General features: G+C 73.0%; 13 protein-coding genes. 6 read left to right on the forward strand and 7 right to left on the reverse strand.

Features of this window, described 5'->3' with window-relative positions; all coding sequences use genetic code 11:
* Nucleotides 1-738, forward strand: a complete 738-nt coding sequence (locus ACZ7HQ_RS28470; RefSeq protein WP_470995606.1) for a FadR/GntR family transcriptional regulator — start codon at nucleotides 1-3, stop codon at nucleotides 736-738.
* Nucleotides 739-789: 51 nt separating this feature from the next.
* Nucleotides 790-1476, forward strand: coding sequence for a gamma-glutamyl-gamma-aminobutyrate hydrolase family protein (locus tag ACZ7HQ_RS28475; protein WP_470995609.1), 687 nt, complete (start codon nucleotides 790-792; stop codon nucleotides 1474-1476).
* A gap of 290 nt (nucleotides 1477-1766) precedes the next feature.
* Here the strand turns inward: ACZ7HQ_RS28475 and ACZ7HQ_RS28480 are convergent, their stop codons facing one another.
* Nucleotides 1767-2690, reverse strand: coding sequence for a LysR family transcriptional regulator (locus tag ACZ7HQ_RS28480; RefSeq protein WP_470995611.1), 924 nt, complete (start codon nucleotides 2688-2690; stop codon nucleotides 1767-1769).
* Between the two features lie 70 nt (nucleotides 2691-2760).
* Here ACZ7HQ_RS28480 and ACZ7HQ_RS28485 point away from each other — a divergent pair, with 70 nt between their 5' ends.
* Nucleotides 2761-3927: a TDT family transporter gene (locus ACZ7HQ_RS28485; protein WP_470995614.1), complete on the forward strand. Its 1167-nt coding sequence runs from the start codon at nucleotides 2761-2763 to the stop codon at nucleotides 3925-3927.
* Here the strand turns inward: ACZ7HQ_RS28485 and ACZ7HQ_RS28490 are convergent.
* The 4 genes from ACZ7HQ_RS28490 to ACZ7HQ_RS28505 all read right to left on the reverse strand — a co-directional run bounded on the left by ACZ7HQ_RS28490 (nucleotide 3839) and on the right by ACZ7HQ_RS28505 (nucleotide 8466).
* A complete protein-coding gene (locus ACZ7HQ_RS28490) occupies nucleotides 3839-4558 on the reverse strand; it encodes a helical backbone metal receptor (RefSeq protein WP_470995617.1) in 720 nt (239 codons plus the stop codon). The two genes, ACZ7HQ_RS28485 and ACZ7HQ_RS28490, sit on opposite strands and share 89 nt — an antisense overlap.
* Nucleotides 4559-4628: 70 nt before the next feature.
* Nucleotides 4629-5198: a helix-turn-helix domain-containing protein gene (locus ACZ7HQ_RS28495; protein ID WP_470995620.1), complete on the reverse strand. Its 570-nt coding sequence runs from the start codon at nucleotides 5196-5198 to the stop codon at nucleotides 4629-4631.
* A 384-nt stretch (nucleotides 5199-5582) separates the two neighbouring features.
* The gene (locus ACZ7HQ_RS28500; RefSeq protein WP_470995623.1) at nucleotides 5583-7397 is read right to left on the reverse strand and encodes an ABC transporter permease/substrate binding protein; all 1815 of its coding nucleotides are present in this window, start codon (nucleotides 7395-7397) and stop codon (nucleotides 5583-5585) included.
* The gene (locus ACZ7HQ_RS28505; protein WP_470995626.1) at nucleotides 7390-8466 is read right to left on the reverse strand and encodes a quaternary amine ABC transporter ATP-binding protein; all 1077 of its coding nucleotides are present in this window, start codon (nucleotides 8464-8466) and stop codon (nucleotides 7390-7392) included. The genes ACZ7HQ_RS28500 and ACZ7HQ_RS28505 overlap by 8 nt, the downstream gene beginning before the upstream one ends.
* A gap of 154 nt (nucleotides 8467-8620) precedes the next feature.
* On the opposite strand from ACZ7HQ_RS28505, the gene ACZ7HQ_RS28510 reads away from it, so the two are divergent.
* Entirely contained in the window at nucleotides 8621-9541 is a 921-nt protein-coding gene (locus tag ACZ7HQ_RS28510; RefSeq protein WP_470995629.1) for a 5'-3' exonuclease, read from the forward strand.
* Between the two features lie 112 nt (nucleotides 9542-9653).
* Nucleotides 9654-10499 (forward strand): siderophore-interacting protein, encoded by an 846-nt coding sequence (locus ACZ7HQ_RS28515; RefSeq protein WP_470995632.1) that lies wholly within the window; start codon nucleotides 9654-9656, stop codon nucleotides 10497-10499.
* A gap of 7 nt (nucleotides 10500-10506) precedes the next feature.
* Here the strand turns inward: ACZ7HQ_RS28515 and ACZ7HQ_RS28520 are convergent, their stop codons facing one another.
* Together ACZ7HQ_RS28520 and ACZ7HQ_RS28525 are read right to left on the reverse strand one after the other, a co-directional pair.
* A complete protein-coding gene (locus ACZ7HQ_RS28520; RefSeq protein ID WP_470995635.1) occupies nucleotides 10507-11445 on the reverse strand; it encodes a 5'-nucleotidase in 939 nt (312 codons plus the stop codon).
* A 3-nt stretch (nucleotides 11446-11448) separates the two neighbouring features.
* Complete coding sequence (locus ACZ7HQ_RS28525; RefSeq protein WP_470995638.1) at nucleotides 11449-12036, reverse strand: GNAT family N-acetyltransferase; 588 nt, start codon at nucleotides 12034-12036, stop codon at nucleotides 11449-11451.
* Nucleotides 12037-12102: 66 nt separating this feature from the next.
* Here ACZ7HQ_RS28525 and ACZ7HQ_RS28530 point away from each other — a divergent pair, with 66 nt between their 5' ends.
* Complete coding sequence (locus ACZ7HQ_RS28530) at nucleotides 12103-13053, forward strand: pseudouridine synthase (RefSeq protein WP_470995640.1); 951 nt, start codon at nucleotides 12103-12105, stop codon at nucleotides 13051-13053.
* The last annotated feature ends 3 nt before the right edge of the window (nucleotides 13054-13056 follow it).

Here is a 13056-nt window from a genome sequence, read left to right on the forward strand (position 1 = left end):
ATGTCCTGGGAGAGCGGGACTCAGGGGGTGGGTGACCGGCTCGCTCCGGTGCTGCGGCCGGTGCGGGCGGGCAACGGCTTCGAGGAGGCGCTGGAGCAGATACTGCAGGTCGTGCGGCTCGGCCTGGTGCCGGGCGGCGAGCGGCTGCCGGCCGAACGGGAGTTGGCGGAGCGGCTCGGGATCAGCCGGGTGACGCTGCGCGAGGTGCTGAAGGTGCTCCAGGACCAGGGGCTGGTGGAGGCGCGGCGCGGGCGCTACGGCGGAACGTACGTGCTGCCGCGCACGGACGCCGGCGGCGAGGACGAGTTGCGGCGCCGTATCGCCGAGGTCGACATCGAGGACGTACTCCGCTTCCGTGAGGTCCTCGAGGTGGGCGCGGCGGGGCTGTGCGCGGCGCACGGCCTGACCGGGGAGCAGTCGGACCGGCTGCGCGAGGCCCTGGACCGCACGCACGAGGCCCCGCTCGCGGACTACCGGCGGGCGGACACGCTGCTGCACCTGACACTGGCCGAGCTGTGCGGATCCCCCTCCCTGACCGCGCAGTACGCGGCGGTGCGGGCCACGGTGAACGATCTGCTCGACTGCATCCCGCTGCTCGTGCGCAACCTGGAGCACTCACAGCGCCAGCACACCGCGCTGGTGGAGGCGGTGCTGGACGGGGACGCGGACGGCGCGCGGGAGATGATGCGCGAGCACTGCGCGGGTACGGCGGCGCTGTTGCGGGGTTTCCTGACGTGACCGGTTCTGCAAAGGTGTGGATGTGAACCTTTGGGTGACTGGGAGGGCGGCGTGACCGGACGGCCGTTGATCGGTGTGAGCACGTATCTGGAGACCGGGGCCCGCTGGGGCGTGTGGGAACTGGAGGCGGCCCTGCTGCCCGCCGCCTACCCGCGGCTGGTGCAGCGGGCCGGCGGGCTGACCGCCCTGCTGCCCCCGGACACGCCCGAGCGGGCCGCGGCGACCGTGGCCCGGCTCGACGGGCTGGTGATCGCGGGCGGCCCGGACGTGGACCCCGCCCGGTACGGCGCCGAGCGCGACCCCCGTACGGGCCCGCCCGCCACGGCCCGCGACGCCTGGGAACTGGCCCTGATCGAGGCCGCCTTGGAGGCGGGGACGCCCGTGCTGGGCGTCTGCCGGGGCATGCAGCTGCTGAACGTGGCGCTCGGCGGAACGCTGGTGCAGCACCTGGAGGGACACGCGGAGGTGGTCGGCGTGTTCGGCGGTCACCCGGTGAAGCCGGTGCCGGGGAGCCTGTACGCCGCGATCGTCCCGGAGGAGACAACGGTGCCCACCTACCACCACCAGGCCGTGGACCGGCTCGGCGCGGGACTGGTGCCGTCGGCCCACGCGGCGGACGGCACGGTGGAGGCGGTCGAGCTGCCGGCCGACCGGGGCTGGGTGCTGGGCGTGCAGTGGCACCCCGAGATGGGCGAGGACCTGCGCGTGATGCGGGCACTCGTCGCCGCCGCGAGCTGAACGGCACCACACCGCCGGCCGCAGCTGCCCCACCGGACGGCGCACGGATGGCAGGTGGTCGACCCACGGGCCGAACAGGACCGGGTGCCGGACGAGCACCGCGGCGGCGACGAACGCCCGCATCACTCAACGGCGCGACACCGCCGGCCGGGGCTGCCGCGGGCTGAACGGCACGGCGCCGCCGGCCGTCACCGCGGGCGGTCCCCCGGGCCTTCAGGTCCTCGGGCCCCGGGCGGCACAGGTGGCCGTGGTGGGTGCCCGCAAGCGCCGGCAGGCGATGGCGTGCCCGCTCAGCCCCGGGTCAGCGACAGCAACTCCCGGGCCGGTCCCGTCGGGCGGTGTCCCGTCGGCCAGACCGCCCGCAGTTCGCGGCGCAGCGTGACGCCCTGCACCGGGATGCTGACCAGGCGCCGCATCGACAGTTCCTCCCCGACCGCCAGCTCGCTGAGGACCGAGGGTCCCGCGCCGCTGACGGCCGACGCCTTGACGGCCGTGGTGGAGGACAGCTCGATCAGAGGGCGCGCGAGGCCGCCGAGCGCCGCGTCCAGGACCTGGCGGGTGCCGGAGCCGCGCTCACGGAGGATCAGCGGGGTGGCCGCCAGTTCGTCCGCCGTCAGGGGACGCCGGCGGCGGGCCCACGGGTGTCCGGGCGCCGTGACGACGACCAGCCGGTCGTGGGCGATGACGGCGCAGTCCAGGCCCGTAGGGACCGTCAGCCCCTCCACGAAGCCGAGGTCCGCCTCGCCGCCGAGCAACAGCTCGGCGACCTTCGCCGAGTTGCCGGCGAGCAGGGACACCGCCGTGTCGGGGCGCTCGGCGTGCAGCGCGAGGAGCCAGCCGGGCAGCAGATACTCGGCGATGGTCATGCTCGCCGCGACCCTGAGGCGCGAGTCCCGCCGGTCCCGCAGCGCCCGCGCCCCCACGTCGAAGGCCGCCGCCGCCTCCACGACCCGGCGGGCCCAGTCCGTGACCAGGGCGCCGGCGTCGGTGAGCCGGGAACCGCGCGGTGAGCGGTCGACCAGGGCCACGCCGAGCTGCCGTTCCATGGAGCGGATCCGGCTGCTCGCGGCGGGCTGGGTGATGCCGACCTCGCGCGCCGCCGCGCCGAGACTGCCCAGCCGCGCCACCGCCAGCAGCAGTTCCAGTGCGGCCAGGTCCGGCACCCGGTGTGCCAGTGATTCCGTGCGGTCCCGCTGCCCCTGCACCTCGCTCATAAGACCAGCTTATGTCCCCATAGACGGGAACCTCCTGGTCAGGGCCGGGCGATGACGGGACCGTAGAGGCGTGGTCACCGTAGCCCAGCCCCTCTCCGTCACCCCCGTCCACCGCGCGCCCAGGGTTCGCCATCTCGGCCCCAACTGGTACGCCTCCGTCATGGGCACCGCCATCCTCGGCTCAGCCGGTGTGGCGCTGCCCGTGCGGGGGCCGGGGTGGCGCGACCTCTTCGAGGCGGCCTGGGCCCTGTCCCTGATCATGCTCGTGGCCCTGCTGGCGGCCCGGACCCTGCACTGGACCCACCACCGCGACCAGGCCCGCGCCGATCTCCTCAACCCCGCCAAGGCCCCCTTCTACGGCTGCCTGTCCATGGCGCTGCTGTCGGTCGGCGGCGGCGCCCTGACGGCCGGGCGGGCGCTGATCGGCACCGAAACGGCCGTCGCCCTGGACACCGTGCTGTTCACCACCGGGACGGCGGTGGGGCTCACGGCCGCCGTGACGGTGCCGTACCTCATGGCCGTACGGCAGCGCGCAGAGCTCTCGCAGGCCACCCCCGTCTGGCTGTTGCCGCTGGTCGCACCCATGGTGTCGGCCGCGCTCGGCCCGCTGCTGGTGCCCCATCTGCCACCGGGTGAGCCCCGCGAGATCCTGCTGCTGGCCTGCTTCGCACTGTTCGGGCTGAGCCTGCTCGCGACGCTGCTGATGCTGTCGCCGGTCTTCGCCCGGCTGGTCACCTCCGGCCCGCTGCCGCTCGCGCTCACCCCGACCCTGTTCCTGGTGCTGGGCCCGCTCGGGCAGTCCACCACCGCGGTCGCGAGGATCGCGGACACGGCTCCCGGGGTCGTACCGGCGCCGTACGACCGTGGCCTCGGCGTCCTCGCCGTGCTGTACGGAGTGCCCGTCATGGGGTTCGCGCTGCTGTGGCTGGCGCTGGCGACCGCGCACGTGGTGCGGGCCCGCCGCCGGGGCATGGGCTTCGCGATGACCTGGTGGGCGTTCACCTTCCCGCTGGGCACCTGTGTCACCGGCGCCGCGGCCCTCGCCCGGCACACCGGCCTCGCGGTCTACGACGGGCTGGCCCTCGGGCTGTACGCCGTTCTCGCCGTCGCCTGGTCGGCGGCCGCCGCCGGCACCGTGCGCGGGCTGCTCAGCGGCGAGCTGCTCGCAGCGCCCCCGCCAGCACCCGCGGCGCCTCGCTCAGGGACGGGCCGTACCAGGTCAGGTGCCGTCCGCTGACCAGGGCGCAGGGCAGCCCGGGGAAGCACTCCGGGCCGTCGCCGGCGGTGAAGCGGTAGGGCTCGTCGGGGAGGACCACCAGGTCCGGTGCCCTCGCGCGCAGTTCCTCCAGCGGCACGCGGGGGTAGCGCTCGGGGTGGCCCGCGTAGAGGTGGTCGACGCCCAGCCGGGCCAGGACGTCGCCCGCGAAGGTGTCCCGGCCGAGGACCATCCAGGGCCGGCGCCAGACCGGTACGACCGCCGTCCTGCGCTCACCCGGCCGCGGCAGGGACGCCCAGGCCGCCTCCGCCTCGGCCAGCCAGTCGGGCCGGTCCGGGGCGCCGCAGGCGGCGAGCACCCGGGCCAGCTCAGCGAAGGCCTGCGGCACGGTCCGCACCTCGGTGACCAGCACGTCTAGACCCGCCGCACGCAGCGCGTCGAGGTCCGGGGCGCGGTTCTCCTCCTCGTTGGCGATCACCAGGTCGGGCGCGAGGGCGAGGATGCGGTCGATCGCGGGGTTCTTCGTGCCGCCGATCCGGGGGACGTCGAGGTCCGCCGGGTGGGTGCACCAGTCCGTGACTGCGACGAGGGCTCCGGGAAGCGTCACGGCCACGGCCTCGGTGAGGGAGGGGACCAGGGAGACGAGCCGCACTATGCGACTCCGGACGACCGGCGAGACGGCCGGCGGCCCGTCACGCCCCTCACGGCCTCCCGTAGCACTCTCAGCGCGTCCTGTCCTGAACGGCCTCGATGTGTTCGGCGACCGCCACCACGACGACCCGCGTGTCCGGCACCGTCGCCCGCCACCGGTGCCGGACCCCGCCCGTCAGGTACAGCGTGTCGCCGCGGCCGAGGCGGTACGCGCGACCCTCGGCCTCGATCTCCACCGCGCCGTCGGCGACGTACATCAGCTCGTCGTTGCGGTGCTGGAACTCACGGCCGGCGTCGTGGTCGCCGGTGTACTCGGAGGCGTGCAGCTGGTGGTGGCCGCGCACCAGGGTGCGGGTGCGGGGCTTGAAGTCGTCCGGGTCGACGGGGTCGGCGCGGACAACGTCCACGCTGGCCGCGGGGTCGGCGGCGGCCAGGAGTTCGACGGCCGTGGTACGCAGGGCGTCGGCCAGTTTCTCCAGCGAGGTGCGGCTGGGGCGGGCCCGGTCGTTCTCGACCTGGCTGAGGAAGGGCACCGACAGGCCGGTGCGCTCCGCCACGACCGCGAGGGTCAGCTCCAGGGCCCGGCGGCGCCGCCGGACAGCCGCGCCCACCCGCACGGGCTGCTCTTTGTGGTCGCCCATCGCTCCGGCTCCCTCCCTCGCTCGTCGTGCCGCTGTCCGGGTGCCCGGGTCGGGGCCGGCCCCTTCTGATGACTTCTCTGCACCCTACGCATGTTCGGCAAACCGTTTCACGCCGCTGTCACATCCCCGACATGCAGTGAAGCCCCACCCTCACGGTTCGCGCCAGGGTGGCGGGGGCTCGGGATCCCTGGGGACGGAGTACCCACCGGGGGTGAATATGCCGACCAGCTGGGCCTGGCGGCTCCGCATGGGCCCACGCCCGTCACGCACAGTGATTGGCTGAATTCCTACCGTGCTCGAAGGGGCCGCGAGGGGCGGGCCCGCCGAACGCTCTGCGGCGCACGGCGGCGCCCGCCCCCCGGGTGGCGGTCCGGGCCGGTCAGGTCACCCGGCCGCCTGGCTCTGTGCGTTCTTCCTGGCGACCGGCGCCCACTTGTCGACCAGGCCGGGGTTCTTCCGCAGCCACGCGCGGACGGCGTCCTGCTCCTTGCCCTTCCCCGCCTTCTGGATCTGCGACTCCAGACCCGTGAGCTGCTTCTCGGTCATGGAGAAGTCCTTCAGCCACCGGCCGACCTGCGGGTTGTCCTCGGCGAAGCCCTTGCGGGCCAGGGTGTGCACGCCGTCGCCCCTGCCCCAGGCGCCCCGGGGGTCCTTGAGCTTCTTCAGGTCGTAGTCGCTGTAGGCCCAGTGCGGGGACCAGAGGGTGACGACGACCGGCTGCTTCCTGGCAAAGGCCCGCTTGAGCTCGGCGAGCATGGCCGGTGTGGAGCCGTCGATGACGTCGTACGCGCCCTGCAGGCCGTACTCCTTGAGGACCTTGCTCTTGAGCAGGCCCATCATGCCCGCGCTGGGTTCGATGCCGACGATCTTCCCGCCGAACTCGGAGGCGTGGTGCTTCAGGTCCGCCAGGGAGTTCACGTCCTTGACATACGAGGGGACGGTCAGCTCCAGGGAGGTGGGCCCGTACCACTTTCCGAGGTCGTCGAGCTGCTTGCCGTACTTCCTCCAGTACTCGGCGTGGGTCGTGGGCAGCCAGGAGTCGGTCTCGAAGTCCAGCTGGCCGGTGGCGAGGCCGGTGTAGAGGGGGCCGGCCGCGTACTGGGTGGTGCTGACCTTGAAGCCGCGCTCCTGAAGGATCTCCTTCCAGAGGAAGGTGGAGGCGACGCCCTCGTCCCAGGGGATGTAGCCGATCTTGATCTCCTTGCCCTTGCCGATGTCCGTGCCGGAGGCCTCGGAGGTGCCGGCGGAGGGTCCGAAGACGCCCGTGCCGCCCGCGACCAGGGCGAGGACGACCACGCCGACGACGGCGACGGCCGGACGCGGGCGGTACGACCACACGCGCGTGGGGGCCTTCGCCGCCGCCCTGCGGCCCAGCGGGGAGAGCTGCGTGCCGAGCGCTCCGGTGATCCGGTCCAGGTAGATGGCGAGGACGACGATGCCGACGCCCGCCTCGAAGCCGTAGCCGATGTCGAGCTGGCCGATGGCCTCGTTCACGGCGCCGCCGAGGCCGCCGGTGCCGACCATGCCGGCGATGACGACCATGGACAGGCCCAGCATGATCACCTGATTGACGCCGGCCATGATGGTCGGCAGCGCGAGCGGCAGCTGGACCCGCCACAGGATGTCGCGCGGCGTGGTGCCGAACGCCTCGGCGGCCTCGACCAGTTCGGCGTCGACCTGGCGGATGCCCAGTTCGGTCATGCGCACGCCCGGGGCGAGGGCGAAGATCAGGGTGGCGACGACACCGGCGGCGGTGCCCAGGCCGAAGAACAGCATGGCCGGGATCAGCAGGACCATCGACGGCATCGTCTGGAGCAGGTCCAGGACGGGCCGTACGGCCGCGCTGACGGTCTTGGAACGGGCCGCCCAGATGCCCAGCGGGAGGGAGATCACCAGGGCGATCACGGTGGCCACGAGGACCAGGGCGAGCGTGGACATGGCCCGGTCCCACAGGTCGAGCGAGTCGACCAGCGCGAATCCGGCGAAGGCGAGGACACCGGCGGTGAGGCCGCGCAGCCACCAGGCGATGACGGCGAGGATGCCCGCCATCAGCAGCGGCTGGGGAGCGCCGAGTACGGCGTCGATGCCGTTGTACATGCCCTCCATGACGGCCTTGACGGCGTCGAAGAGCCAGGAGAGGTGGTCGACCAGCCAGTTGACGCCGGAGTCGACCCAGTCGCCGAGGTGGATCCTAGGCACGGCTGATCACCTTCCCGTCCGGATTGTCACAGGGGACGGGGCCGCCCGTCTCGTCGCCGAGGAAGCCGACCAGCCGCTGCCGCGGAACGACACCGATGACGCGGTTCGCCTCGTCCACGACCGAGACGCGGTGCGACAGCCGGGCGCTGATCGCGCACAGCTGCGTGAACGGTGTCTCGCGGGTCGCGGTCTCGCAGGCGCACAGGGGGGCGTCGGCCGTGACCGAGGTGTCCATGAGGGCGCCCGCCGTCAGCACACGGGAGCGGTCGACGTCCTGGATGAAGGAGGCGACGTAGTCGTTCGCCGGGCGCAGCAGGATGTCCTCGGCGGTGCCGGTCTGCACGATGCGGCCGTCGCGCATGACAGCGACGCGGTCGCCCAGGCGCATGGCCTCGTTGAGGTCGTGGGTGATGAAGACGATGGTCTTCTTCAGGGTCTTCTGCAGCTCCAGCAGCTGGTCCTGCATGTCGCGGCGGATCAGCGGATCCAGGGCGCTGAAGGACTCGTCCATCAGGAGCAGGTCGGCGTCGGTGGCGAGGGCGCGGGCGAGACCGACGCGCTGCTGCATGCCGCCGGACAGCTCGTCGGGCCAGGACTTCTCCCAGCCGGCCAGGCCGCACAGGGCGAGCGCCTCGTCGGCGCGACGCTCGCGCTCGGCGCGGGGCACGCCCTGCACTTCCAGGCCGTAGGCGGCGTTGTCGCGGACGCTGCGGTGCGGGAACAGCGCGAAGTGCTGGAAGACCATGCTGATCTTTTTCGACCGCAGCTCGCGCAGTGCGCGGCCGGTGAGCGCGGTCAGGTCCTGTCCGTCGAAGCGGACGCTGCCCGCGGTCGGTTCCAGCAGGCCGTTGAGCATGCGCAGCAGGGTGGACTTGCCGGAGCCCGACAGGCCCATGACGACGAAGATCTCACCGGCCTCGACGCGGAACGAGGCGTCGATCACGGCGGCGGTGGTGCCGTCGGCGCGCAGCTCCTCCCTGTCGGCGCCCTGCCGCAGGCGCTCCACCGCGTCGTCCGGTCGTCTGCCGAACACCTTGAACAGGTGCTCGGCCTCAAGCCTCGATTGCACGCGTACCTCTCGTCTCGGCGGTCAGAACAGAGGCCGCGCCTGCCCAGGTCAAGGGGAGGCAAACCCGCACGTGGCCGGGCTCACGGCGATGCGCACCACGCAACGCGTTCCGGCGCGGAGGGTGGCTGTCGGTGGCGTGCGGCATGATGCGAGCGTGACCGGACGACTCATGCTGCTCGACACCGCATCGCTGTACTTCCGCGCCTACTTCGGCGTCCCGGACTCCGTGAAGGCCCCGGACGGCACGCCCGTGAACGCCGTGCGCGGGCTGCTGGACTTCATCGACCGGCTGGTCAGGGACCACCGGCCGGAGCACCTGGTGGCCTGCATGGACGCCGACTGGCGGCCGCGCTGGCGGGTGGCCCTCATCCCCACCTACAAGGCGCACCGGGTCGCCGAGGAACACGAGGGCGCGCCGGACGAGGAGGAGGTGCCGGACACCCTCTCCCCGCAGGTGCCGGTCATCGAGGAGGTACTGGACGCGCTCGGCATCGCCCGGGTCGGCGTCGCGGAGTACGAGGCGGACGACGTGATCGGCACGTTCACGGCGCACGCCAAGGGCCCGGTGGACATCGTCACCGGCGACCGCGACCTGTACCAGCTGGTGGACGACGCGCGCGGGATCCGGGTGCTGTACCCGCTGAAGGGCGTGGGCACGCTGCAGCTGACCGACGAGGCGGTGCTGCGCGAGAAGTATGGCGTCGACGGGCGCGGGTACGCGGATCTGGCGCTGCTGCGCGGCGACCCGAGCGACGGCCTGCCGGGTGTGGCCGGGATCGGCGAGAAGACGGCCGCGAAGCTGCTCGCCGAGTTCGGCGACCTGGCCGGGATCATGGCGGCCGTGGACGACCCGCGGGCGAAGCTCACGCCGTCGCAGCGCAAGCGGCTCACCGAGGCCCGGCCGTACGTCGCGGTCGCGCCGAAGGTGGTGCGGGTGGCCGGTGACGTGCCGCTGCCGGACGTCGACACCACCCTGCCGCACGTGCCGCGCGACCCGGCGGCGCTGGAGCAGCTGGCCGCGCGGTGGGGGCTCGGCGGCTCCCTGCAGCGGCTGCTGACCACGCTCGCCGAGTGATCCGGTTGGGAATGTTCCGGCAAAGGTCTCTCATCCGGCGCTCAGGAAAGAGGTGTTGACTCGGAGCGAGGTGCTAACTTAGGTAAACCTAACCATTCCCCAGGAGGTCGTGATGGCAGAGCGTCCGGGACGAAAGCCGCGCAAGGCCCGTATCGCCCATGTGATCCGTACCGAGCGCCTGACCCCGTACATGCAGCGGGTGGTGCTCGGCGGCGAGGGCCTGGCCGACTTCGCGGCGGACACCTGCACCGACCACTATGTGAAGCTGCTCTTCGGCCCCGAGGGCGTGACCTACCCCGAGCCCTTCGACCTGGAGCGGATCCGTGCCGAGTTCCCGCGGGAGCAGTGGCCGGTGACCCGGACGTACACCGTGCGCGCCTGGGATCCCGAACACCGGGAGCTGACCTTGGACTTCGTCGTCCACGGCGACGAGGGCCTGGCCGGACCGTGGGCCACCCGGGTGCAGCCGGGCGAGACCGTGCGCTTCATGGGCCCCGGCGGCGCCTACGCCCCCGACCCGGCCGCCGACTGGCATCTGTTCGCCGGTGACGAGAGCGCGCTGCCCGCGATCGCGCGATCCCTGGAGGCGCTGCCCGCCGGCGCCCGCGCCCACGCCTTCGTGGAGGTGTCCGGCCCGGGCGAGGAGCAGAAGATCGACTCCGAGGTGGAGGTCGTCTGGCTGCACCGCGGGGACCGGCCGGTCGGCGAGGCACTCGTGGAGGCCGTGCGCGCCCTGGAGTTCCCGCAGGGCCGGGTGCACGCGTTCGTGCACGGCGAGGCGGGGTTCGTGAAGGAACTGCGCCGGCTGCTGCGGGTCGAGCTGGACGTCCCGCGCGAGGACCTGTCGATCTCCGGCTACTGGCGCCTCGGGCACAACGAGGACGGCTGGCAGGCCTCCAAGCGGGACTGGAACGCCCGTGTCGAGGCCGAGCAGGAGAGCGGCGCGGCGGCGGCCTGAGCGTTCGTCAGGGCGCCGTCTCGTTGATCTTGCCGAACGGGATGTGCACGCTGGGCGTGGTCCGTGACGTGCTCTGCAGGTGCGTCACCTGGTCGTCGAAGAAGATGTGCGGGTCCAGCACCCTCATGACCGCGCCCTTGTCGATGCCACCGAGGAAGAAGGCGTCGTTGACCCGGACGCCCCACTGCTTGAGGCTGTTGACGGCGCGCTCGTGGGCGGGGGCGTTGCGCGCGGTCACGATGGAGACACGGACCCGGACCGCGTAGTCCGGATCGCCCTTCCGCCGCTCCTCCTCACGCCGCTGTATCCGGTTCACCCCGGCGAGGAAGTCCCGCAGCGGACCGGGGTCGTGCGGGGTCGCCGCGTTACGGGCCTCGTGTGCGCGGAACTCCTCCAGCCCGTCGGCCTGGTACACCCGCTCGGCGGCGTCACTGGCGAGCACCCCGTCGAAGTCGAACGCGATCCGCAGCTCGCGGTCGGCGAGGTCGTCCGGGTACGCCGCCCCCAGGACGTGTCCCGCGGGCAGTCCGGCGGCGACGGCCTCCCGCACGTCGTCACCGTCCGCGGAAAGGAACAGCGACATGTTCAGCGCGGGCATGAACTTGTACGGGGACCGGCCCTGCGTGAAGACGGCCCGGCTGATCGCGAGCCCGTGTGCCTGGATCGACCGCATGACCCGCAGACCGGTGTCCGGGTCGTTGCGGGACAGGATGATGACCTCGACGAGCGGATCTCCCGGCGCGCCGAGGTCGTTCAGCGACAGCAGCCTGCGGATGAACGCGAAGGCGACCCCGGGCCGCAGCGTGTCGTCCAGGTGCTCCTCCTGGTGCGCCCGGTAGGTCTCCTCGCCCTGCTCACGGAAGACCGCGTCCGACTCCCGCAGGTCGAACAGGGCGCTGGAGGCGACACCGACGACGAGTCGGTTCGCGAGATCGTAGGCCGGCATGCCCTACATCCTCACATCGGCCCGTACGCGTGCGTGGAGGTGCATGTCGTGCCAGCCGTCGGGGTGGAGCAGGGCGCTGCGCTTGGTGCCCTCCAGGGCGAAGCCGGCCTTCACGGCGACGCGGCAGGATGCCGCGTTGGCGACGGCGTGCAGGAGTTCGAGGCGGTGGAAGCCGATCTCCTCGAACGCCCAGCGGGACAGGGCGGTGGTGGCCCGCAGCGCGACACCCCGCCCGCGGGCCCGGGCCACCGTCCAGTACGCGACCTCGGCACAGCCGTCGCCCAGCACGATCTCACGCAGCGCGACCCGCCCCAGCAGTTCCCCGGTGTCCGCGTCCACCACCGCCCACTGGGCCTGGCGCTCGCCCTCCCAGTCGCTCTGCCACCGTGTGATCCACTCGGCGACCTCCTCCTCGGAGTCGGCCGACCTGATGTGCCACTGGTGCATCAACGGATCCTGGAAGGCGGCGTGTACGGCGGGCGCATCCTCGGCCCGCCACGGGCGCAGCAGCAGACCGTCGCCGGGAAGGGCGGGCTGGGGCGTGCGGGCGAGGGTCCCGGCGGGCACGACCGGGCTGGTGAGATACGGCATGACCCTCATCCTGTCGGCCGCGGGGGCGGCGGCGCACCCGCTTTCCGCCTCGTACCCTTGACCCCGATGAGACGCCGTACCCCTGCCCCGCCCGCCCCGCTCCCCCAGATCGACGGTGTCGACCCGGTGCGGGTGCGGCTGCCGCACGACGGGACGTGGGCCACCGTGCGGGAGCACCTGGTGGCGCGGCTGACGGGGGCCCCGCCCGGGATGGTCGAGTCGATGTTCGGCGCGGGGCGGGTCGTCGGCGCCGACGGGCGTGCGGTGGCACCGGATGCGCCGTACGTGCCGGGGATGTTCGTCTGGTTCCACCGCGAGCTGCCCGCGGAGGTGCCGGTGCCGTTCCCGGTGGAGGTGGTGTACCGGGACGACCACGTCGTCGTGGCCGACAAGCCGCACTTCCTCGCCACGACCCCGCGCGGCACGCACGTGGCCGAGACCGTGCTGGCCCGGCTGCGCCGCGAGCTGGGCATACCGACGCTGACCGCCGCCCACCGGCTGGACCGGCTGACGGCGGGGCTGGTGCTGTTCACCGTGCGCCCCGAGGAGCGCGGCGCGTACCAGTCCCTCTTCGCGGCCCGGCGGGTGCGCAAGGAGTACGAGGCGGTCGCCCCCTACGACCCCACGCTGGTGCTTCCCCGGACCGTGCGCAGCCGGATCGTGAAGGAGCGCGGGGTGCCGGCGGCCCGGGAAGTCGAGGGCGAGCCGAACGCCGAGACCTGGGTGGAGCCGGCCGGGCACCGGGGCGCGCTCGCCCGGTACCGGCTCGTCCCGGCGACCGGGCAGACCCATCAGCTGCGGGTGCATCTGAACGCGCTCGGCGTGCCCATCCTCGGCGATCCGCTGTATCCGGAGGTGACCGCCCCGGTGCCGGCCGGTGACTTCCGGCGCCCGCTGCAACTGCTCGCCCGGAGACTGGAGTTCACCGACCCGGTCACCGGCACGGAGCACACGTTCGTCAGCAGACGTGCGCTCCGCGCCTGGTCGTCCTACGAGGCCTGGGCCGGCGGAAGCTGAGCG

This window comes from Streptomyces sp. NPDC037290, assembly GCF_055603245.1.